This is a genomic window from Pontibacter oryzae, from assembly GCF_003576375.1.
Taxonomy (GTDB): domain Bacteria; phylum Bacteroidota; class Bacteroidia; order Cytophagales; family Hymenobacteraceae; genus Pontibacter; species Pontibacter oryzae.
This window is the reverse complement of record NZ_QWGE01000005.1, coordinates 345,805-369,767: the sequence shown is the minus strand read 5'-3', so window position 1 is coordinate 369,767 and position 23,963 is coordinate 345,805. Positions and strand designations below refer to the sequence as shown.

15 protein-coding genes are annotated in these 23,963 nt (G+C 50.1%); 12 read left to right on the top strand and 3 right to left on the bottom strand.

Going from position 1 to position 23,963, the window contains the following annotated elements; translation table 11 throughout:
- Positions 1 to 271: 271 nt before the first annotated feature.
- Positions 272 to 898, bottom strand: a complete 627-nt coding sequence (locus D1627_RS16340) for a hypothetical protein (protein WP_119433338.1) — start codon at positions 896 to 898, stop codon at positions 272 to 274.
- Positions 899 to 1,061: 163 nt separating this feature from the next.
- Here D1627_RS16340 and D1627_RS16335 point away from each other — a divergent pair, with 163 nt between their 5' ends.
- The 3 genes from D1627_RS16335 to D1627_RS16330 are packed head-to-tail and all read left to right on the top strand — an operon-like array spanning position 1,062 to position 3,932.
- A complete protein-coding gene (locus tag D1627_RS16335; protein ID WP_233555668.1) occupies positions 1,062 to 2,081 on the top strand; it encodes a vitamin K epoxide reductase family protein in 1,020 nt (339 codons plus the stop codon).
- Positions 2,078 to 2,623 carry an SPW repeat domain-containing protein gene (locus tag D1627_RS18565; protein ID WP_233555667.1) on the top strand — a complete coding sequence of 182 codons (546 nt, stop codon included), beginning with the start codon at positions 2,078 to 2,080 and terminating at the stop codon, positions 2,621 to 2,623. The genes D1627_RS16335 and D1627_RS18565 overlap by 4 nt, the downstream gene beginning before the upstream one ends.
- Positions 2,607 to 3,932 (top strand): amylo-alpha-1,6-glucosidase, encoded by a 1,326-nt coding sequence (locus D1627_RS16330; RefSeq protein WP_233555666.1) that lies wholly within the window; start codon positions 2,607 to 2,609, stop codon positions 3,930 to 3,932. The genes D1627_RS18565 and D1627_RS16330 overlap by 17 nt, the downstream gene beginning before the upstream one ends.
- Before the next feature lie 175 nt (positions 3,933 to 4,107).
- Here D1627_RS16330 and D1627_RS16325 read toward each other — a convergent pair whose 3' ends face one another.
- Complete coding sequence (locus tag D1627_RS16325) at positions 4,108 to 4,563, bottom strand: DMT family transporter (protein WP_119433337.1); 456 nt, start codon at positions 4,561 to 4,563, stop codon at positions 4,108 to 4,110.
- 113 nt (positions 4,564 to 4,676) lie between these two features.
- Positions 4,677 to 5,486 (bottom strand): glucose 1-dehydrogenase, encoded by an 810-nt coding sequence (locus D1627_RS16320; RefSeq protein WP_119433336.1) that lies wholly within the window; start codon positions 5,484 to 5,486, stop codon positions 4,677 to 4,679.
- Positions 5,487 to 6,065: 579 nt separating this feature from the next.
- Here D1627_RS16320 and D1627_RS16315 point away from each other — a divergent pair.
- The 9 genes from D1627_RS16315 (at position 6,066) to bglX (ending at position 23,932) form a co-directional block, all read left to right on the top strand.
- Entirely contained in the window at positions 6,066 to 8,966 is a 2,901-nt protein-coding gene (locus tag D1627_RS16315) for a triple tyrosine motif-containing protein (RefSeq protein WP_119433335.1), read from the top strand.
- Between the two features lie 273 nt (positions 8,967 to 9,239).
- A complete protein-coding gene (locus tag D1627_RS16310; RefSeq protein WP_119433334.1) occupies positions 9,240 to 12,215 on the top strand; it encodes a SusC/RagA family TonB-linked outer membrane protein in 2,976 nt (991 codons plus the stop codon).
- 23 nt (positions 12,216 to 12,238) lie between these two features.
- On the top strand, positions 12,239 to 13,693 hold the full coding sequence (locus D1627_RS16305; RefSeq protein WP_199688452.1) for a RagB/SusD family nutrient uptake outer membrane protein: 1,455 nt from the start codon (positions 12,239 to 12,241) through the stop codon (positions 13,691 to 13,693).
- An 82-nt stretch (positions 13,694 to 13,775) separates the two neighbouring features.
- Positions 13,776 to 15,407, top strand: a complete 1,632-nt coding sequence (locus tag D1627_RS16300) for a glucoamylase family protein (protein WP_119433333.1) — start codon at positions 13,776 to 13,778, stop codon at positions 15,405 to 15,407.
- Positions 15,408 to 15,454: 47 nt separating this feature from the next.
- Complete coding sequence (locus tag D1627_RS16295) at positions 15,455 to 16,828, top strand: glucoamylase family protein (protein WP_119433332.1); 1,374 nt, start codon at positions 15,455 to 15,457, stop codon at positions 16,826 to 16,828.
- A 136-nt stretch (positions 16,829 to 16,964) separates the two neighbouring features.
- Entirely contained in the window at positions 16,965 to 18,695 is a 1,731-nt protein-coding gene (locus tag D1627_RS16290; RefSeq protein WP_119433331.1) for a family 43 glycosylhydrolase, read from the top strand.
- A gap of 38 nt (positions 18,696 to 18,733) precedes the next feature.
- Positions 18,734 to 20,905, top strand: a complete 2,172-nt coding sequence (locus D1627_RS18560) for a glucoamylase family protein (protein ID WP_119433330.1) — start codon at positions 18,734 to 18,736, stop codon at positions 20,903 to 20,905.
- The gene (locus D1627_RS16280) at positions 20,905 to 21,576 is read left to right on the top strand and encodes a GDSL-type esterase/lipase family protein (protein ID WP_119433329.1); all 672 of its coding nucleotides are present in this window, start codon (positions 20,905 to 20,907) and stop codon (positions 21,574 to 21,576) included. Before D1627_RS18560 ends, D1627_RS16280 begins: the two co-directional genes overlap by 1 nt.
- A gap of 16 nt (positions 21,577 to 21,592) precedes the next feature.
- Complete coding sequence (gene bglX / locus D1627_RS16275) at positions 21,593 to 23,932, top strand: beta-glucosidase BglX (RefSeq protein WP_119433328.1); 2,340 nt, start codon at positions 21,593 to 21,595, stop codon at positions 23,930 to 23,932.
- Positions 23,933 to 23,963: the final 31 nt, after the last annotated feature.

Below are 23,963 nucleotides of genomic sequence, written 5' to 3'. Positions count from 1 at the left end.
CCCCGTTTCCTCCTTTGGCTCTTTTGCTGACCGTTGCCCGGCTTTAGTGGCCTTTGATGCCCTCCAGCCCCTCAAAAAGCCTGAAAGACACGCCACTTTAAAACCCGAAAATAATCCCAATCACGGCCAACTATGGTATATAAGGAGTTATTCCGGTTATTAGCTAAAAACAGCTGCTCACCGGAATAACCTTCTTGTTAAAAGTAATAAATTTCAACAAAAAAAGAGCACCTGGCAACAAGTGCTCTTTCAGTAACCAAATTTATACGTTCTATTCTTCCGTAGCCTCTTCCAAGTGAACCAAGTAGCGAGTTAGCTTGTCCCATTGCAATTCTTGAAATATGGCCCAGCCACCTTCTGCCACAAACGTGTTCAGGATGGCCCGGTCGCCGGCTTCCTCGCCCTGGTTGTTAATGCCTTCGTTTTTGCCGATCTCGTACCCGTAAAGGGTGCTCCCTTCGCGGGTAACCCGAAACGTGCTGCTCGCCTCCTTAATAAAAAAGTGTTCTACATCGGCTGAGCCTGCTTCCTGTGGGTTTCTGCTGGGATGCACGATAAACTCGGCCAAGTTTTCCTCTTCCCAGATGTCCGTGATCTCTACCCAGTTCTCGATAGTGGACCCCGGAAGTATGATTTTGATGAAATAGCCCGTTTGGGGTTGTTTGGTGGCGCTGGCCTGGCCTTGCGGGTCAAATAATTCGAAGGTGGAGTTGATGCCAGAAAGCTGCGTCCAGCAGTTTACGTCGAACAGCTTGCGCCGCGACTCGGCAAAAGCAGTTACAGCTTCTGCCTCGGTGGGGTAGGTGTTGTGGTTCTCGTACAGCTTGTCTTTTGTCTTTTCGCCCTGCACTACCTTTACTTCTTCTTTTATTTTATTGATCAGATCTTTTAACGACATGTTGCTTGCTCCTCCATAGCTAAGTTTAAGAGCACATAGCTCCCCCAAATGATACGCGTAATTAGCTCGGATGTTGATACAATAACATGCATAGCGCTTCAAAATATCCCACAAAGTATAACTCCGTATACCAACACAGTACATCAAAACCCTACCACATACTATGGAAAAAGACCAAAAGGACCAGCACGAGAAAGACGGGCAGCAAAACGGAGGGATGGGTATACGCGGCGTAACTCGGCCCATGGCAGAAAAGCAGGTACGGGAGCATAACAAGAAGATGCACGGCAGTGGCCAGGATTCGGGGGGCAGCATGCAGATGGACTCCGAAATGAGGAAGAAAATGCTGCACATGCACCACATGCAAACGCTGTGGGTTTACTGGACGATCATACTTTTAGGGGCCTGGGTGCTGCTATCGCCTCTTACCTTTGATTATGGCATCGGCACGGTAGAGCCATCAGGGGGGCGCGAGGTATGGCTAAGTATGCCCCAACGCATTGCGTTCATGAAGTGGAGCGACATTATAAGCGGGGCCTTGCTGATTATTTTCGGCTGGCGCGGGCTAACTCCAAACCGGCCGGTAAGCATTTGGATCTGCTGCTTCATTGGTATCTGGATAACGATGGCACCTTTACTTTTCTGGTCGCCATCGGCGGTGGCCTACCTGAACGATACACTGGTTGGCGCCCTCATTATTGGGCTCACCATACTTATACCCGGCATGCCCAACATGATCATGTACATGAAAATGGGTCCACAAGTGCCTCCGGGCTGGAGCTATAACCCTTCCAGCTGGCCGCAGCGCTGGATCATGATTGTGGCAGGCTTCATTGGTTGGGTAGTGTCGCGCTATCTGGCTGCTTTTCAGCTGGGTTACATCGATACCGTGTGGGACCCGTTTTTCGGAGAAGCCAGCGAAAAGGTGTTAAACTCAAGTATGTCACACTCCATGCCTGTTTCAGATGCCGGCCTGGGCGCTATTGCCTATACCATTGAGTTTTTGATGGGCTGGATGGGCAGCCCGGCACGCTGGCGCACCATGCCTTGGATGGTGGCCCTGTTCGGCATACTAGTTATTCCGCTGGGCTTAGTACACATTTTCCTGGTTATTTCGCAGCCCATCGTGGTGGGGCCTGGTGCACGTTCTGCCTGCTGGCGGCGGCCATCATGCTCCCCATGATTCCGCTGGAGGTAGACGAGGTAATTGCTATGGGCCAGTTTATGAAGAAGAAGTATAAAGAAGGCGAGGAGAGCTTTTGGAAGCTGTTCTGGAAAGGCGGCACCATAGGGGGCGGCGAAAAAGAGGAACACGCTCCTGAAATGATGAGCCTTCCAGAGCATCCCGGTAAAGTATTCTTGGCTTCTATCTGGGGCATGAGCTTCCCCTGGACGCTGGTGGTTTCAACCTTGCTAGGTATAGCGGCTGTATTTACGCCGGGCATGTTCGGCATCCCGATACAAGATACAGTGGCGGATACGTTCCACCTGGCCGGTTCGCTGATAGTAGTAGTGTCCGTGATTTGTATGGGAGAGCCTATGCGCCGCGGCCGCTACCTGAACGTGCTGCTGGGGTTGGTGCTGGCCGTAGCTCCCTGGTTTGTAGGTGGGCCAATAACGCTGCACATTTCTGGCTTGGTGTTGGGCGCACTGGTTGCAGGCCTGGCCTTGCCCTTAGGTAAAGTAACGCAGCAGTATGCCGGCTGGGATGAATATATTAAATAAGCTGGCTATGGAGAATCAGGACTTGCTGACCGATGCGCAGATAGAGGCACAAGTGCGCGAAGTGCTTTATGCCAACATGATCGAGGGGCAGAACGGCGGCTATACGTTTCACTACACTAAGCCCTCGCCAGGCACGTACCCTTTTCAGTACTTCTGGGATACCTGTTTCCATGTGTACACGCTTACTGCCTTAGAAGAGTATGACATGGCCAAAAAGCACATCAAAAGCCTGTTTCAGTTGCAGGAGCAGGATGGGTTTGTGGGCCATATACTTTACTGGAAGCACCCGTTCCCGGCGCGCAGCACCGATGTATTTCAGCTAAGGCCCAAATCACTGTTCCGGCTAACCAAACCCCACATGACAGCGCTTGTGCAACCGCCCCTGGTAGCCGAGGCCGTTCAGCGCATCTATAACCGCACCCACGACACTGGTTTTCTGAAGGAGATGCTGCCAAAGCTGAAAGCCTATTACAACTGGCTGCACCAAAACCGTGATTTCGAGGGCGAGGGCCTGCTTTCCATCATCTCGCCTTACGAGTCGGGTATGGACTGGAAGGCCAGCTACGACCCGGTGCTAAACTTTGGCCCAGGCCGTGCCAACTGGCGTTTGTTCCTGAAGGTGATGTGGCTGGAGATGGGCAACTTCCGGCGTGGCTATAACCTGAAGCGAATTTATAAGCAAGATAATTTTATTGTAAAGGATGTAGCCTATAACACCATTTATGCCCAAAACCTGCACGCGCTTGCTGCGTTATGCGCCGCTGCGAAGGACCCGGATGCAGCTACCTACAAAGCCCGGGCCGAGCGTTGCAGCGACAGCATCCTGAAGTATATGTATAACCCACAGGATTATGCCTTTTACGATCTGGCAGGCCACAACATGAAACAGCTCCGCATTGCCACGGCCACTATTTTCTTTCCGGTGGTGCTCAATAATATTCCTGTACATATCAGTGAAGCCGTGCTGGAGCGGCACTTACTTGGGCAAGACGGCTTTCACGTACCTTTCCCGATTCCATCGCTATCGGTGCGGGAGCCGGCCTTTAACCCCAGAGAGTCGGTGTATATTTGGCGCGGGCCAACATGGGTTGTGTTTAATTGGTTCATGCACCGTTTCCTGCTGCGCAAAGGGTATAAAGAAGAAGCAGACGGGCTGCTGCTAAGTGTAAAAAAACTGATCACCAAGAGTGGGTTCAGAGAGTATTATGACCCCTTTACTGGCGCAGGCCACGGCGCTCACAGCTTTACCTGGTCGGGCCTGTTGCTGGATATGATAAAGGCGAGCCAGCAAAAAACTGAGGAAAGCTAACCAAGCATTAGCCAGAAAATCAGCGCCTTCTTGTTAAGAACCTCCAAAGCATAAAATGGAAGTATCAATCCTTCTCAGTAGTTTTTTCTGGGGTATAGGAATGACATGGTAAAGTTTGCGAGGATATGGGGCCTGAACGCTTTAAGAACACAGGCTGTAGAGAGCGCTTCTTAAACTACTTTTTATTGATAAGGTAAGCACCAAGTATGAGAAAAGCTAGCCCTGCCAGGCGTGTAAGCGTAACAGGACTTTGGCGCACGCCTATCATTCCGAAATGGTCGTAGAGCAAGGCGATGCCTAACTGGCCGGCCACCACCAGCGCGAAGATATTTGCCACGCTCAGGCGCTGCACCGAAAGTATAATACTGGTCACGAAGAAAGCCCCTAGCACTCCGCCCATGAGCTTGTGTGGCGAAATGCCAACCAATTGCTGATAGGTCGGAAGCTGTTGTTTGGTTAAGAGTATAAGCAGGCCTAGCACCAGCGTACCTACTCCAAACGATATAAAAGCAGCTACTAATGGGCTCTGCACCTGCTCGCGCAACTGGCCGTTAACAGCTGCCTGCGTTGTAACGGCAATTCCTCCCAGGAAAGGTAAAAGTATGATCCAGTTTGGAGTCAGTTGCTGCATGGCGAAAGCTAAAAGTATAATAAACCAGGTTGAGCACAAGGCGCGATAAGAGGAGGCACCATCTCGTGCCGAAGGTACAAAACCAGATTTATACTTTATAATTTGCTGCTTGCTTAGCTGTTAAAAGAGGGGTAAAGGGTCATGCCACCGTCCACGTAAATAGTAGTGCCGGTAATATAATCTGCTTCGTCGGTGGCTAGCCAAACGGCTACTTTCGCGATATCTTCTGGCGCTCCAATACGGCCATAGGGTATTTGTGCAAGCATCTTCTTACGGCCTTCCTCGGTTTCCCATTCCTTGCGGTTGATATCAGTCTTTATAGCTCCCGGCGAAATGCCATTAACCCTGATTTTATACTTGGCCAGCTCTTGGGCCAGTGTTTTCATGAGCATCTGCAGGCCGCCCTTGGCAGCGGTATAGTTAGCCCTGCCAGCCCACGGAATAATATCGTGCACCGAGCTGATGAAGATGATATGCCCAGCGGCAGTGCGCGCTTCGGGTTGCACCTTGCGTTTTGCAAACTCTCTGGCCACTGCCTGGGCGCAAAGGAAATGGCCCGTCAGGTTTATATCTATAACAGTTTGCCACTCTTCCATCGACATCTTAAGGAAGTCCTGATCCTGCTGCACGCCGGCATTATTCACAAGTATATCCACGGTGCCGAATTGCTTGATTGCGGTGTCTACGAGCAGTTGGGCATCCTCGGGTTTTGAAACATCAGCCTCCAGCGTAACAGCTTTTCCGCCAGCCTGTTTAATCTGCTTTTGCGTTTCCAGGGCTCCTTCCTCATCCGAATGAAAATTAACAACGATGTGGGCACCGGCCTGCCCCATGGCGATGGCGATGCCCTGCCCGATTCCGGAACTGGCCCCTGTAACTATAGCTACTTTGCCGGCTAATCTGTTTAAGTCTGAATTGCTCATATCTGTGGTATTGGCGTTTTTGTGGTTTATACTTCGGGCTGCTACAGTATTCTGGCTTTAAAGCCAACCGAAAATTACTGGCTATCTTACCTGGTAGCCCTACTTCTTCGGAATAAAGTCGGTAATAGTTGTTGCGAACAGTTAATAAAATATATATGTACCTACTGCCAGCGGCCATTTTTGTTCGTTAAAGCCTGGCCAGGAGATTAATTCTTTGGTGCAGCAGTGGCATGAAACCTGCAGGCAAACCCATACTTTCCGGGAGAGTAAGTTTAGCCTTTCAGTGGCAAATACTTTAGTTTTTAGTTGCGATGCCTAGTTTGCCCACCGGGCTGTCTTTCTGCATGGCTAATCAGCAAAAGCATACCTTGCGCTATACTCTAAATGATAAAGCCAACGGTTTGGGGCAGGGGTCTTAAGCATCGGGCATACAAGGCATGAATATAACAAAGCGTATATGGCCTATGTTAGTGATGTGCCAACATAGGTTTACTTTCTAAAAGTTTTAGCGGCTTTTTGGGCTATTTTTAAGATATTGCCCTTCAGAAAGACAAGAATTAAACCTTAATGATGTCTTGTATGAAGAAAGTGGTATACGATAGATTTATTTTGCCGCTTGTGCTGCTTTTGTTCTCCTTTGGAGCTCTCGGTAACACAGTCGGAAATCTGGGATATCCTTATATTCAGAATTATACAAAAGCAATATACCAGGCAGGCAACCAGAATTGGTCGGTGGCGCAGGGCAAGGATGGGGTTATGTACTACGGTAACTCCAATGGCCTTCTGGCTTACGACGGAAATAGCTGGGAACTATTCCAGATGCCAAACAAGCTGATCGTGCGCTCTGTGGCTACCGATAAGAAAGGCCGGGTGTACGCTGGCGGCTTTGGCGAAATGGGCTACTGGAGCTACGACAAGCAAGGGCGTTTCAATTATACGTCGCTGGTAGGCCTAGTACCTGAAGAGCACCGCCCCAAAGACGAGATCTGGAAAATTTACGCTGATGGCGATAAAGTATACTTCCAGTCATTTGCGAGCATCTTTATTTACCAGGCCGGTAAGATAAAAGTGGTGAAAGCCAGCCAACCTTACTTATTCCTGCTCAAAGCTGGTAACCGCTATTTTGCCGATGTAATAGGGCAGGGCCTTTTTGAGTTGAAAAATGATAGCCTGCACCGGCTAAATAACAACGATAAGCTTGCCAACACCCGTATCCTAACGGTGCTGCCATTTACAAAGGGGCGGCTACTGATAGGTACAGCCAGACACGGAATCTATATATACGATGGCGTCGACTTTACCCCTTGGCAAAACGAGGCAGATAACTACCTGCGCGCCAATCAGCTAAACAATGGTGCTAAGGTAAACGGCCGCTATTACGCCTTCGGTACTATCCTTAACGGTGTGGTCATTCTGGACGAGAGCGGCCAGCTGGTCCATAAACTTAATAAGAACAGCGGTCTGCAGAATAATACCGTCCTGAACCTCTACACCGATTCCTCCCAAAACCTATGGGTTGGACTGGATAATGGCGTTGACCGTGTGGAGATAAACTCACCTTTATACTTTTACTTTGATAAGGTAGGCACCTTTGGCACCGTATACAGCAGCACCATACACGAGGGCAAAATATACCTGGGCACAAACCAGGGTTTGTTTTATAGCAAGTGGAACCCTGGCAGTAGCAATGCGGCTCAAAATCTTGACTTTCAGATTATTGAAAACTCCCAAGGGCAAGTATGGGAGCTGACCGAGATAGATGGCGAGTTACTTTGTGGCCACAACGAAGGAACTTTTCGGGTGGAAGGAAGTGAACTTGTAAAGATTTCTGATCTAAAAGGAGGCTGGACGATAAAGAAACTACCCTCAGACCCAACCGCACTAATCCAAGGTACTTATACCGGCCTGGCCGTTTATCGCAAAGACAAGAATGGGCACTGGGCATACGCCCATAAAGTAAGCGGCTTTGGAGAACCCAGCAAGAATGTGGAGCAGGATAACGCTGGCAATATTTGGGTAAGCCACGCCTATAAAGGGCTCTTTAAGCTAAGCCTGAGCCCGGAACTCAAAAAAGTTACCGCTAGCAAAAGCTTTGATAAAGCAGATGGCCTGCCAGGCAACTATAAAGTAAACATATCGCGGTTGTACAATAGCCTGCTTTTTTCCTCTGATGCCGGTTTTTACCTTTATAATGAACTGAGTGGCAGCTTCTCGCCGTATGATGAGCTGAACAGTAAAATAGGGAAGCTGGCTACATCCAACAGAATCATACCGGCCACTGGCAAAAAGCATTGGTTCATTAACCACGGCAAAGTTGCGCTTGTAGATCTTGCAGACCCGCAGCGCCCGAAAGTTAATACTAACCAGTTCAGTATTTTAGATGGGCGCATGGTGCAGGAGTATGAGAGCATCAGCAAAATAAGTGATGCCATCTATCTGATAAGTATAGATGACGGCTTCGTGATTTATAACACACAGGCCCGGGCCCAGGGCAACGTGGCTCTGCCAAGTGTATTGATTCGGAAAGTAGAGAACACAACCGATCAGCAACAGTTATTGAGCGAAACAGGGCAGCGAACGGATTTACTGAAGCTGCCTTATAGCCAGAACAATATCAGGTTTACGTTTGCCTTGCCATACTTTAAGCACGCAAACGTGCAGTTCCAGTATCTGCTAGAGGGCTATTCTGATAGGTGGTCGCCGTGGAGCACTGCCACACAGAAGGAGTTTACCAACTTAAGCCAGGGGAAGTATACTTTTAGTGTGCGGGCTCGCATTAACGGAGAGGTTATAACAGAGGGTACACTTTACCATTTCGCGATATCGCCACCCTGGTATGCTACCTGGTGGGCGTATGTTTGCTATGCCCTTTTAGTTGCCGTATTGCTATGGCTGGGGCGTCGCTTCTATTACCGTAAACTGCAGCGCGATCAGCAGCAGATCCAAAGGAAGCTCGAAGAAGAGAAGCAGGAGCAATTGCGCCAGGAAGCCATGCTTCATGAGCAGAAGTTGGTGAAACTCCGAAACGAACAGCTAAAGTCTGAGCTGTCGAGCAAGAGCCGTGAATTGGCCAGCACAGCCCTTAACATCGTCAATAAAAATGAGCTGCTACAGAATATAAGCACGGAAGTTAATAAGCTACAGGACTCGGAAGGGAACAGGTTGCCAGAGAAGCAGCTTAAGAAAATACAAAAAATCATTACAGAAGGCATGAGCTCTGAGAATGATTGGGATGTGTTTGAAAAGAGCTTTAATGAGACCAATGCAAACTACTTTAAGAAGCTAAAAGAGGACTACCCGGAGCTCACCCCCAATGATTTGAAGCTATGTGCCTACCTGCGTATGAACATGTGCAGCAAAGAGATTGCGTCCTTGCTCAACATTACTGTGAGAGGGGTAGAGCTGCGCAGGTACCGGTTGCGTAAAAAGTTAAACATGGACCACGATAAGAACCTTGTGGAGTTTGTGATGGAGATATAACACCACATCATTACCACATCATTACCACTCATGCCGCCCGAAACAGTGCTTCAGGCGGCATTTTTTATTACATCACTTCATCAATCGCACTTGCTCAACGTATACGGGAGTATACACTCACCCAGGATGATTTTTGCATTCGTTACTAATGTAAGCACTCACTATTTTCAGCTATGATGTAGTAATGTAGTAGTGCCTTTTTTGGGAGGGGCTAGGTTTTTCAAGACATTTATCATCTCAACCTAATAATCATTAAACCTTACGATAACACGTATGAAGAAAAATTTTTTACTCCTCCTCATGTGCCTGCTTACGGTTCACCTGAGTTTTGCGCAAAATACAATTTCTGTGCAGGGCAAAGTGACCGATGCCTCTACCGGACAACCGCTGATTGGAGCGGGTGTAATGGTACAGGGAACAAGTACCGGCACTCAAACCGACGCTACTGGTAACTTCACAATTAGCGCACCGGCAAATGGTACATTGTCAGTTAGCTACTTGGGCTACCAAAGTATGCAAGTACCTATTAATAACAGAAACACGGTAAATATTCAGCTCCAGGTTTCGGACACCGAACTGAGCCAGGTAGTAGTAGTAGGTTATGGGGTGCAGGAAAAGCGCGACGTGACCGGCTCGATCGCTTCCGTTAAAGGGGAAGAGCTTAACAAGCAAGCTTCTCAAAACCCGGTAAGCTCCTTGCAAGGTAAAGTTGCGGGTGTGTCTATCACCAACAATGGCCAGCCAGGGGCTTCCCCGTCTGTTCGTATACGCGGAGCGGGATCTGTACTGGGTAAAGTAGAGCCGCTTTACGTGGTAGACGGTACCATCGTTAGCGACCTTAGCTTCTTGAACCCGAATGATATTGAGTCTATGGATGTGTTGAAAGATGCTTCCAGTGCCTCCATTTATGGTGTTCGTGCGGCCAACGGTGTAATTCTGGTTACTACAAAGCGCGGAAAGTCTGGGGCTCCACGCATTAACTACAATGGCTTTGTGGGTGTAAAGAAAGCCACTAACCAACTGGAAATGGCCAATGCCCGTGAGTACGCTACCCTGGTTAACGAAAAGTTAGGCACCGAGAAAGTAAACCCTAATGCACCAAGCACAGACTGGTATGATGAAGTGCTCCGAACGGCATCTATTCATAACCACCAGGTAAGTGTTTCAGGTGGATCTGAAAAAATAACCTACAGCCTGAGTGGTGGATACCTTAACGAAGAAGGTATTATTAAAAAGAATGACTATGAGCGCATTACCGCCCGCCTGCAAACAGATGCAGAGTTAAGCGACAACGTAAAAGTTGGTTATAATGCCATATTCTACGATTTTGAGTCTAATGACGCGCCGGGTAGCGTACTTTATGAGGCATTTGTAGCGCCTCCGGTTTTGCCTGTTTTTAAAGCCAATGGCAACTACGGCGACCCAGCCGATATTGGTTTAGGTAACTTTGCCAACCCGCGCGCCACTTTGGATCGCTACAATCAAATTTCAAACGGGCAGCGCTTGGTAAGTAATGTGTTCAGTGAGCTTAAGTTCATGAATAACTTCACTTTCAAAACCAGCCTTGGTTTGGAGTATGGTATAAGTGAAAGCCGCAATTACCAAGCTAAAGACTCACTAACCTCTGTGCAGTTTGCTAACCGAAGCCTGCTAGTAAAGGCTAGAAGAAAAGACAACCAGTGGCTCTGGGAAAACACATTGACCTATTCTAAAACTTTCGGCGAGCATGATGTTACAGCCTTAATAGGTACATCTGCCCAGGAAATTAAATGGGAAAGATTAGAAGGAAGAGCTAATGACGTGCCTTTCGACTCTGAGTCAACGTTGTTTTTAGGTCTGGGAGATCCTGAGACATACGGCATTTCGAATACTGCGGATAAAGAGCGCTTTAATTCATACTTCGGTAGAGTTAACTACAGCTTTAGAGACCGCTATTTGCTCACAGCTACGTTGCGCCGCGATGCATCTTCAAAATTCCCTAAAGATACGCGTTGGGAAAACTTCCCTTCAGTAGGTTTAGGCTGGGTAGTTTCCGAAGAGCCGTTCATGCAAGACCTGGCTTACCTGGACTTTATGAAAGTGCGCGCGAGCTACGGTAAGCTGGGTAATGCCGGTATCCCTACAAACGTTGCCCAATTAACAGCAACAATTAGCCCTCGATACACAGCAGTGTTTGGTAACCCGCCAATGCCTTACGTAGGGGGGAGTATCGTTCGCACGGTTCCAAACATTTTGTTATGGGAAGGCGTGGATGAGCTTGACTTTGGTTTAGAGCTAGGTTTCCTGAACAACCGCTTAACATTTGAGGCAGATTGGTATAGAAAGCAAACCAACGATGCTTTGTTTGACGTTCCGGTGCTTCTTTCAGGTGGTTTACAGGGCGAAAATATCAGAGGTAACTTTGCTGACTTTAGAAACACTGGTTTAGAATTAGTGGCTAACTGGTCTGATGACATCTCTAACGACTTTAGCTACAGCATTGGCGGAAACGTTTCGTTCAATAAGAACGAAGTAGTAGGCCTTGCCGGTGGTAATACTTTCCTTTTAGGCGGTAGCCTGCCGATTGGCCGTTACTTTACAACGGTTTCGCGCTTAGGCGACCCAATAGGCTCATACTATGGATATGATGTGGCTGGCATTTTCCAGACCCAGCAGGAAATAGATAACTCAGCGCAACCAGGTGCAGCCCCAGGTGATTTCCGCTACCGCGATGTAAACAACGACAACGTGATTGACTCTAGAGACAGAGTGCTGCTTGGCAACCCTAACCCGGGTGTTATCTACGGTATTAACACTTCCGTGACCTTTAAAAACTTCGATTTCTTGCTGGATATACAGGGTGTTGGTGATGTGGATGTGTATAATGCAAACAAAGGAATTCGATTCGGTAACGAAAACTACACCAAAGATTTCTTTGACAACCGCTGGAATGGACCAGGCACTTCTAACTCTTACCCATCCTCAAAACTGAGCGGTTCAAACCTTGATCCAAACAGCTGGTATGTAGAGGATGGTAGCTATATCAGAATCCGCAATATACAGTTAGGCTATACTTTGCAGAACGATTTTGTTAGCAAACTGAAAATGCAGAGTGTTCGCTTCTATGTAAATGCGCAAAACCCTGTAACCTGGTTCAGCTATAAAGGCTTTACCCCAGAAATTGGCGGTACCCCGATCAGCGCAGGTATAGACCGCAACGTGTACCCAATAGCAGCTACTTACAACTTCGGTGTAAACGTGAACTTCTAATAGGAAAAGATAATATGAATACCATGATAAGAACAAAAAAAGGAAAAGCCCTAGCGCTTGGTTGCATGTTGGCACTAAGCGGGCTATACTCTTGTAAAGAGGACTTCCTTGATGTAGACCCGCAGGGAGAGCCGAAAGCAGAAAATTTCTTTGTTACCCCAGAACATGCGGTGCAGTCTGTAAATGCCATTTATGGTAACCTGCGCGAGTGGAAGGTGGCTGCTTTCGCTAACTTAGCCATGACAAACATTGCCTCAGACAATGCCGACAAAGGCAGTGACCCAGGCGATGCCACGTTCATGAACGACTTCGATAACTTTACGTTTACCTCCACGCAGTTTATACTTGCTGACTATTGGGCAGGGCAATATCAAGGCATCAACCTGACAAACCAGGCCCTGTCAAACATCCCTAAGATTGAGATGGACCAAAACCTGCAAAACAGGTTACTTGCAGAAGCCAAGTTTGTGCGTGCATATCATTACTTTAACCTTGTTCGTGCCTACGGAGACGTTCCTTTGCTTCTAAACCCGCCTACAACAGGGGAGGAGTTAAACCCTGTTCGTGCTCCTAAGGAAGAAGTCTACCAACAAATCATCAAAGACCTTACAGAGGCTTCTCAGGTGTTGCCAGCGAGCTACGATGCCATGAACATTGGCCGTGCCACTAAAGGCGCAGCGCTAACATTGCTGGCCAAAGTACAGCTTTATCAGAAAAACTGGACAGAAGTAATGAACCTTACTGGCCAGGTGATGAGCCTGGGTTATGGCCTTACTCCGAAGTACAATGATATATTCCGAATCTCAGGAGAGAACAACATGGAATCTATCTTTGAGGTACAGGCGCTAACCGTACCAGGAAACTGCGGCGCATCCAATCTGCAGTGGTCTGAAGTGCAGGGCGTGCGTGGGCAATTCGGATGGGGTTTTGCTGTTCCTTCTGAGGACCTGGTAAACGCTTATGAGCCTGGTGATGAGCGTTTAGACGCTACTATACTTTTCAGGGGCGAAACGACGCCAGAAGGAGATAAGATCAATGAGAACGCACCAAACCCGCGTTATAACCAAAAGGCCTACGTGCCTAGCTTCGTTTCCCGTGATTGCGGTTATGGCAAAGACCAAAACATGCGTATTCTGCGCTATGCAGAAGTGTTGCTGATGCGCGCCGAGGCTGCTAACGAGCTAAACCAGAACGCTGAGGCGTTAAAGAACCTCAACCTTGTGCGTGTTAGAGCCGGGCTTGGCCCAATAGAGTCGGCTACACAGCAAGCTCTGCGTGAAATTATCTGGCACGAGCGCCGTGTAGAGCTCGCACTGGAAGGCGATCGTTTCTATGACCTCGTTCGCCAAGGCAGAGCTGCGGAAGTGTTAAAGGCTGCTGGCAAGCAGTTTACCGCCGGTAAAAACGAGTTATACGCGATTCCTCAAACACAAATAGATCTAAGTGGCGGAAGGCTTACTCAAAACCCTGGTTACTAATATTTAAAATAGTAAGTATGGAGCCGTGCTTGGCATGGCTCCATACTTCTTTAATTACCTCCCTTTACCAAAACCCTCAAGAATGATCAACAAACAGCTTTGGTATGGTTGCCTGCTACTGCTATGCGCTTTGCTTTCTTGCACCGACAAGAAAGACGACAGCCAGCAGCCTGCACCAACCCCTACAGACCCTGTAACCCCTGTGCCTGTTACCACTGCTGAGGATAAGGCTTTGCTGGATAAAGTACAGCAAGCTACTTTTCGCTATTTCTGGGAGTATGCACACCCCGCTAGCGGCATGGCGCGCGAACGCAGCGGCTCCGGCGATGTGGTAACCTCAGGCGGAACTGGCTTTGGCGTGCAAGCCATTATTGTTGGCGTGCACCGTGGCTGGATAACCCGCGCACAAGCTGTAGAACGACTAAACAAACTTACCGACTTTTTAGCAACTGTCGACCGTTTTCACGGAGCCTGGAGCCACTGGCTTCATGGCAGCACAGGTGCAGTTATACCTTTCAGTGCCAAAGACAATGGGGGCGACCTTGTAGAAACCTCCTTTTTGATGAACGGCCTGTTAACCGCCCGTGCATACTTTGACGGGGCAGGGGCAGAGGCAGAGCTTCGACAGAAAATCACCAAACTCTGGGAAACAGTGGAGTGGGATTGGTACGCATCACTTGGCGATGGCAAGCTATACTGGCACTGGAGCCCAAACTTTGGCTGGGACATGAACATGCCTATCACTGGATGGAACGAGGCGCTCATCACACATTTGCTGGCTCTATCTTCTCCAACGCATCCGGTTTCTTCGGATGTATACCGAAACACATGGGTAAGCGCCAACTTTGGCCGCGCCCAGAGCTTTGCAGGGTACCCTTTAAAAATGGGCCCGAGCTATGGCGGCCCGCTCTTCTTTGCACATTATTCCTTCCTGAGCCTAGACCCGCGGCAAATGGAGGATACATATACCAACTACTGGCAGCACAACCAGAACCACACCATGATAAACCGGGCTTACTCACTAGGGTTTGCTCCGCAGGGCTACGGATATAGCGAAAGCTTCTGGGGCCTTACCGCCTCCGATGACCCAGACGGTTACGCTGCCCATTCACCAACCAACGACAACGGCACAGTAGCACCAACAGCAGCATTAGGCTCTTTTCCTTACACGCCATATTACAGCATGCAGGTTTTGCGGAACCTATATAAAGGGTTAAGCAGCAAGCTAGTAGGGGAGTATGGGCTTAAAGATGCTCATAACAAGGCGCGCAACTGGACTGCCTCAGGTCATTTAGCTATAGACCAAGGGCCAATTGTAGTAATGATAGAAAACTACCGCAGTGGCCTGCTATGGAGCCTGTTCACTAATTTGCCCGAGATTCAGAACGGCTTGGCAAAAGCAGGTATCCAAAAACCTGTGTATGAAACTGGTTTTCCACTGGTTATGGCCGACGTGCGCACTGGCCAGGTTGATTTACTGAAGCACCCTGATCAGGAGAACTATCTAGTCGGCGTAGCTACCAAAACAGCTGGTATCTATACTTTAAAACTGCTGAGAGAAGACGGCTCCGAGGCCAAAACCATATGGAATGCAGTAAGCAGGGGGCAAGGCTTGGAGCAAATAGCATTAGGCAAGGACCTGGAGCCCGGCAAGTATAAATTGGTGCTCACAGGCGCAGCTGCCTCACAGGAACAAACGCTATACCTGCACTAGGGGTGCGATCATACTTTTAACAGAGCAAAATACACAAATTACAAATTATGAGAAAACAACTACTTGCCATTCCACTCTTGGCTGCACAACTGCTTTACGGCTGCCAAAGCGCTTCAGGACCTGCTACAGCAACCGGCACGGCTAACGACAACGCCCTGGAGCAGACCCTATCCGATGAGGCACTGCTAACGAAGGTGCAGGAGCAAACTTTTCAGTATTTCTGGGATGGAGCTGAGCCTAACTCCGGGTTGGCACGCGAGCGCATACACATGGATGGTGTATACCCGCTAAACGACCGGAATGTAGTGACCACAGGGGCGACAGGTTTCGGCTTGATGGCCATTGTGGTAGGTATGGAGCGTGGTTTCATTAGCCGCCAAGAAGGTGTAGCGCATTTGCAGAAAATGGTGAACTTCCTGGAGAAGGCCGATCGTTTCCATGGCGCCTGGTCGCACTGGATTGAGGGCGAGACTGGCAAAGTGAGGCCATTTGGCAAAAAAGACAACGGCGGCGACCTGGTAGAAACTGCTTTCTTGGTGCAGGGTCTCATTACTGTGCGCCAATACCTGCAGGATGGCAACCAACAGGAAAAAGCTCTGGCTAGCCAGATAGACAAGTTATGGAAAGGCGTTGACTGGAACTGGTACCGCAAGGATGGCCAGAATGTACTTTATTGGCATTGGAGCCCGGAGTATAACTGGGAGATGAACTTCCCGGTTAGCGGCTATAATGAGTGTCTGGTAATGTACGTGCTGGCAGCGGCCTCACCAACGCATGGGGTGCCTGCCGAGGTATACCATGAGGGCTGGGCACAAAACGGTGCCATTAAATCCGATGCCACCAAGTATGGCCGCGAGGTGGTTCTCAACCACAACGGCCATAAGGGCAGCGTAGGCCCAATGTTCTGGGCGCACTATTCATACTTAGGTTTAGATCCGCGCGGCCTCAAGGACAGGTATGCCGACTACTGGAAGCTGAACGAGAACCACACCATGATTCAGCACGACTATTGTGTGGAGAACCCTAAAAATTACAAAGGCTACGGTGAAGATGCCTGGGGGCTTACCTCCAGCTATTCTGTAAATGGTTACTCTGGGCATAGCCCGGAGCGCGATTTAGGAGTAATCTCTCCTACAGCGGCCTTGTCGTCCTACCCTTACGCCCCGAAGGAATCTATGAAAGTGATTCGCCATTTGTATGAGGACCTGGGCGACAAAGTATGGGGTAAGTATGGCTTTTACGATGCCTACAGCGAAGAGAAAGACTGGTACACGCCGCGGTACTTGGGCATAGATCAGGGCCCGATCGTGGTGATGATCGAAAACGGCCGTACTGGCTTGCTTTGGGATTTGTTCATGAGCGCTCCGGAAGTGCAAAGCGGCTTGAAAAAACTGGGTTTCGAGAGCCCGAAAATTAATTAAGCATAGAAGCCTGGCAGTGCTATAGTCGGTATTGCCAGGCTTTCATAACAAACTATGGTTATGGCTTGGCAGGTGTTTGGCTCAAGTGTAAAGTTGCCATCCAGCCAAAGCCCTGAGAGAAGTACAAGATATATCTATGAAGAAAACCATTTACGCAGCGTTTACCCTGTTGCTGTGCGCATTAGACGGCAAGTTGCAGGCGCAGAGTACACATGCCAGTACTTACTGCAACCCGATTAACATTGATTATACGTACGCCGTGTACGACTCCAACAAGGATATCTCGTACCGCTCCGGCGCAGACCCGGCCGTAGTACAGTTCCGGAACGAGTATTATATGTTCGTAACGCGCTCCATGGGCTACTGGCACTCCACAGACCTGCAGAACTGGAACTTCATCAGCCCGGACAAGTGGTATTTTGAAGGTTCTAACGCACCGGCGGCGCATAATTACAAAGACTCTGTGCTGTACGTAACCGGCAACCCGTCGGGCTCTATGAGCATCCTGTACACAGATAACCCTAAAAAAGGTGACTGGAAAGCGGTGCCATCCATCATCAACAACATCCAGGATCCTGACCTTTTCATTGATGATGACGGGCAGGCCTATATGTTTTGGGGTTCCTCTAACACTTTCCCGATCAAGGTGAAGAAGCTGAACATGAAAAAGCGCTTCACGCCTTCTAAGGAAACAATCGAGCTATTTAAATTACATGGCGATAAACACGGCTGGGAACGCTTCGGCGAAAACCACGCTGATACAGTACTGGCTGGCTATATGGAAGGCGCGTGGCTGACCAAGCACAACGGCAAATACTACATGCAGTATGCCGCGCCGGGCACCGAGTTTAATGTATATGCCGATGGCGTGTACATGGCCGATAACCCGTTGGGGCCTTATACTTATGCCCCCAATAACCCCATATCCTATAAACCGGGCGGTTTTATGAATGGCGCTGGGCACGGTAGCACCGTGGTGGGCCCCGATGGGCAGTACTGGCATTTCGGATCGGCCTCGGTATCAGTGAATATGAACTGGGAGCGCCGCATCAGCATGTTCCCGGCATACTTTGATAAGGATGGACTGATGTATACCAATAGCTCTTTCGGCGATTACCCACACTTTGCGCCAGCGGTACCGGGTAAAATGGGCGAGTTCACCGGCTGGATGCTGCTGTCCTACAAAAAGCCGGTAACGGCTTCGTCGGCGCTGAAGGGCTTCGGCCCGGAGAACATGGTTGACGAGAGCGTGAAATCGTTTTGGGTAGCCGAGAAAAACAATGATCAGCAGTGGGTACAAATAGATTTGCAGAAGCCAGGCAAGGTATACGCCATCCAAGTAAACTATCACGATCATAAATCAGACATCTACGGCAAAGTGCCAGGCCTCTACCACCGCTATGCCATTGAGGGCTCTACCGACGGAAAAAACTGGACCATGCTGGTAGACAGGACCAACAATTACAAGGATGTGCCCAACGACTACGTGGAGCTGACGACCCCGCAAACCGTACGTTATATCCGTTACAAAAACATCCATGCCCCAACTACCAACCTGTCTATTTCAGGCTTGCGCGTGTTTGGCAAGGGGCAGGGCAAGGCGCCATCCAAAGTTAAAAGCTTTAAGGTAGACCGCCTAGCCGACCGCCGCGATGCCAAAATTACTTGGCAGAAGCAGGCAGGCGCACAGGGCTATAACGTGCTGTGGGGCATCGCGCCAGATAAGCTCTACAATTCCTGGATGGTGTACGACGAAAACGAACTGCTGCTGAAAAGCCTGACAACCGATCAGGAGTATTACTTCACGGTAGAGGCCTTTAACGAGAACGGCGTATCGGAGCGCGCAAAGGTGGTGAAAGGAGAATAAACATAAGACAAAGTATAAAAACCTCAGATAAAGAACGGATGATAAGAAAATGTATTTTCCTGCTGATCGGATTGTTATGCCATTTGGGCCTGCGCGCTCAGGAGCAACCCTATACCCGTGTGTTTTTCGACAACGGACTGATGCAGGTGAATCATTTTTATACTTCGGCGTCCTATACTTCGCCGAGCTGGGTGAAGAACCACGAGGGCAAGCTGCCGCTGAGCGAGGAAGTACACTTTACGCCCGGCAACGCGCTGGAGCTAAAGTATAAATCGGCAAAGGGTGGGCAGTGGCAGGCGCAGGTACTCTACCACCCGGTGCGCGGCATGGATTTTTTCAGGCCACAGGAGAAACTGGTTTTCAGGCTGAAGGTAGCTTCTAACTCGGCAGCAGCTGAGCTTCCGGCGGTTGCACTGGGCAAGCGAGAGGCAAAAGCCTTCTCCGCATACCTTCCGCTTCAGGGCTACATCCAAAAGTATGAAACTGGCAGCTGGCTAACAGTAGAGATTCCGCTGGCTGATTTCAAAGCTATATCCTTTGAAAAGCCGCTGGAGGTGGATGTAGTGGCCTTTCGGCAACAGGCCGAGGACGGAAAGTGGCATGAGCTATACTTGGACCAGCTAGAGTTTGTGCCGGCTAGCCCCGCGCAAGGTATAAATACCGGGGCTCCTAAGCTGCTGGCTGCCAAAGGCTACGAAAAGCACGTTGACCTGCGCTGGGAGCCTATACGTGACCCTACCGTGCGTTACGTGCAGGTATACCGCTCCACGGATAACAAAAGCTTTAAACCTGTAGCCATACAAATACCTTCTATCAGCCGCTACGCCGACTACGTGGATACCGTAGGCCAGACATTCTATTACAAGATCAGCCTGCTCGGCGATGATTACCGTGAATCCGCGCTTTCCGGGAGCCAGAAAGCCGCTACTCGCCCCATGACCGACGACGAACTACTGGACATGGTGCAGGAGGCTAACTTTCGATATTACTGGGAGGGGGCCGAGCCAAACTCAGGCCTGGCACTGGAGAATATTCCGGGCCGCAGGACCATGGTGGCCTCCGGCGCATCGGGCTTCGGGTTAATGGCACTGCTGGTAGGCATGGAGCGTGGCTGGATTACGCGCGAGCAGGGCACCGAGCGCTTCCTGCAGATTGTGCGCTACCTGGACAAGGCAGAGAAATTCCATGGGGCTTTCTCGCACTTCATTAGCGGCGAGACCGGCAACGTGGAGCCCTTCTTCGGGCAAAAAGACAACGGCGGCGACCTGGTGGAAACAGCCTTTTTAGTGCAGGGCTTGCTGGCAGCGCGCTCTTATCTTGATGCCGCTAATGCCCCGGAAAAGGAAATACGAGAAACGATAACTAAGTTATGGCGCGGTGTGGAGTGGAGCTGGTACCGCAAAAAGCCGGAGTCTGATTTCCTGACATGGCACTGGTCGCCGGACAAGGAGTGGTTTTTAAACCACCAGCTTATCGGCTGGAACGAAACGCTGGTAGTATACCTGTTGGGCATAGCTTCGCCTACCCACAGCATACCGGCCAGCATGTATTATACCGGCTGGGCCAGCCAGAGCGAGAAAGCCATCAAGTACAGGTCTGACTGGGGCCGAACGCCGGATGGCTCGAAGTATAGCAATGGCAAATCATACTTTGGCGTCGAGCTGCCTGTGGGTGTTTCGAATGGCGGGCCGCTGTTTTTTGTGCATTATTCATTTATGGGGCCCAACCCGCACAAGATCATCGATAAGTATACCAACTACTTCGAAAACAACCGCCGCATTGCCCAGATCAACTATCGCTACTGTGTTGAAAACCCCGGAAAGCACCAAGGCTACGGCGAGGGAAGTTGGGGATTAACGGCCTCCGACGGCTTGTGGGGATACTCGGCAAACGAGCCCGTGCCGCACGCCGACAACGGAAAAATGACCCCAACCGGAGCGCTGGCCTCTTTCCCGTACACGCCCCAGGAGTCTATGCAGGCCCTGAAGCACTACTACCGCGAGAACGGTCATTTTCTGTGGGGCAGCTATGGCTTCCGCGATGCCTTTAACTTGGACGAGAACTGGGTATCGCCGCTGTACATGGGCCTAAACCAGGCACCCATCACTGTAATGATAGAAAACCACCGCAGTGGCCTGATCTGGAACCTGTTTATGAAAAATAAAGAGATACAGCAGGCACTGAGGAAGATTGAAAAAGAGAAAAGTTAATGAAGAAGCTAGTTACCCTCTTTGTTATACTTTGCGTGGCACTTCTTATACCTCCAGCGGTGCAGGCACAGCAAAGTACACCCCCATTTTGGAGCGAGATCCGAGAGTTCAAGCAACAGGACAGCGCGCAGATGCCCCCTGCAAACGCCATACTTTTTGTGGGCAGCTCCTCTGTGAGGATGTGGAAAAACCTACAGGAGATGTTTCCGAAGCATACCGTTATTAACCGAGGCTTTGGAGGCTCCAACCTGCTGGATCTGCAGCGCTACCTCAACGACATCGTGTTCCCGTACCAGCCTAAGCAGATCGTGATCTACTCCGGCGAGAACGACATCGCCTCCGACACGGTACAGGCCCCGGAAGTGCTAAACCGCTTTAAAACCGTTTTCGAGCAAATCCGCCGAGAGATGCCGCAGGTGCCTATCGCGTTTGTGTCCATCAAGCCCAGCCCATCCAGGCTAAAGTATAAACCGATAATAGAGGAGGCTAACCAGCTGATATGCGCCTACCTGAAAAAGCAGACCAAGGCTAGGTACGTGGATGTGTATAGCAAGATGATGCTTCCCAACGGCCGGCCAAAACCTCAGATATTTATTCAGGATAGCCTGCACATGAACCAGCAGGGCTACCAGATCTGGAAAAAAGAAATAACACCATACTTAATTAAATAACTAAAAGCTAGTATTCATGAAACGAATCATACGCACCGCTTTACTGATGTCGATCGGCCTGACGGGTACCCAGTGCAGTACCTCGCAACCGACTGGCGCAGCCCAGCAAAGCAATGCCACAGCAACCGTGGCCATGAGCCAGTCCGATCAGGAAATGAAGCGCTTTGTAGATGAGCTGCTTAGCAAGATGACGCTGGATGAGAAGATCGGGCAGCTGAACCTGGTGTCGGTAGGCTTTGACGTAACCGGCCCTGTGGTAAGCGAAAACGTGGACGAGAACATCCGCAAAGGCAACGTGGGCGGCGTTTTCAACACGTACACACCTATTGCCGCACGCAAGCTGCAGGAGTTTGCCGTTAACAACACACGCCTGAAGATTCCGTTGCTGTTTGGCTACGACGTAATCCACGGACACCGCACCATTTTCCCGATTCCGCTGGGCCTTTCTACGAGCTGGGATATGGAGGCCATTGAGCGCAGCGCACGCATTGCCGCCGATGAGGCCACTGCCGATGGCCTTAACTGGGTATTCTCGCCGATGGTGGATATTGCCCGTGATGCACGCTGGGGACGTATTTCGGAAGGTGCCGGCGAAGACCCATACCTGGGCTCGGAGGTAGCACGAGCCATGGTACGTGGTTACCAGGGCGATGACATGACCAAAGCCAATACCGTAATGGCCTGCGTAAAGCACTTCGCCCTTTACGGTGCCGCCGAGGCTGGCCGCGACTACAACACCGTGGACATGAGCATGAACCGCATGTTCAACGAGTACATGGCGCCTTACAAAGCAGCCTTGGATGCCGGCGCAGGCAGCGTAATGACCTCGTTTAACGAGATAAACGGCGTGCCGGCCACAGGCAACAAATGGCTGATGACAGACCTGCTGCGCAAGCAGTGGGGCTTCGATGGCTTTGTGGTGACAGACTATACCGCTATTAACGAGATGATGGCGCACGGTGTGGGTAACGAGGCCCAGGTTGGCGCACTAGCCCTGAAAGCCGGCGTGGACATGGACATGGTAGGCGAGGTATTCCTTAAAAACCTGAAGCAGTCTGTAGCCGATGGCACCGTAACCGAGGAAGAAATCAACATTGCCACCCGCCGTATTCTGGAGGCAAAGTATAAACTTGGCTTGTTCGAGGACCCTTACCGCTACGCCGATGAGGCACGCGCCAAGAGCACGTTGATGAAGCCGGAGTACCGCCAGGCTGCCCGCGAGATTGCCCGCAAAAGCATGGTCCTGCTCAAAAACGAGAAGCAGGTGCTGCCGCTTAAAAAGACCGGAAGCATTGCTCTTATCGGGCCACTGGCCAAAAACCAGCGCGACCTGATCGGTAACTGGAGCGGCGCCGGCGACTGGAAGCAGGCTGTATCGCTGGAGCAAGGCATTAAGAACGTGGCTGGCAATGGTATCAAAATAAACTATGCCAAAGGAGCTAACCTAACCGACGACGAGCAAATGATCCAGCGCCTGAACGCACATGGCGGTAACCTGGAACTGGACAAGCGCAGCTCCGAGCAGATGATTGCCGAAGCTGTTAAAACCGCACAGTCGTCTGATGTAATCGTGGCTGTGGTAGGAGAAGCGCAGGGTATGACTGGAGAGGCAGCAAGCCGCGCTGATATTACCCTGCCGGGGCAGCAGCGTGAACTGCTTAAAGCCCTGAAAAAAACAGGCAAACCGATGGTGCTTGTACTGATGAACGGCCGTCCGTTGGCTCTGAACTGGGAAGATGAAAACGCAGATGCTATCCTGGAAGCGTGGTTTGCAGGCACAGAAGCCGGAAACGCTATTGCCGACGTACTGTTTGGCGCTTACAACCCATCCGGTAAATTAACAGCTAGCTTCCCGCAGGTGGTTGGCCAGGTGCCGATCTACTACAACCACAAAAACACAGGCCGTCCGTTTGGAGGCGAGCTGCTGGATAAGTATAAATCGCGCTACATGGACGTGACCAACGAGCCTTTATACCCATTTGGTTATGGCTTGAGCTATACTTCGTTTAACTACTCGGCCCCGAAACTGAGCAAAAGCAGCATCACTGCCAACGAGAACCTGACCGTGACCGTGAATGTGAGAAACACAGGTAACTACGATGGCGAAGAAGTAGTGCAACTGTACGTGCAGGATGTGGTTGGATCGATCACGCGCCCGGTAAAAGAACTGAAAGGCTTCGAGAAGATCAACCTGAAAAAAGGCGAGAGCAAAACCGTAACCTTTACGATTACACCGGAGGATCTTAAGTTTTTCAACAACGAGCTGCAGCGTGTGCTGGAGCCCGGCGAGTTTAAGGTATATGTAGGCACCAACTCCCGCGATGTGCAGGAGGCGAGCTTTACAGTAACGCAGTAAATTAGGGTGATTAAGCGCCGCTGGCCGCACG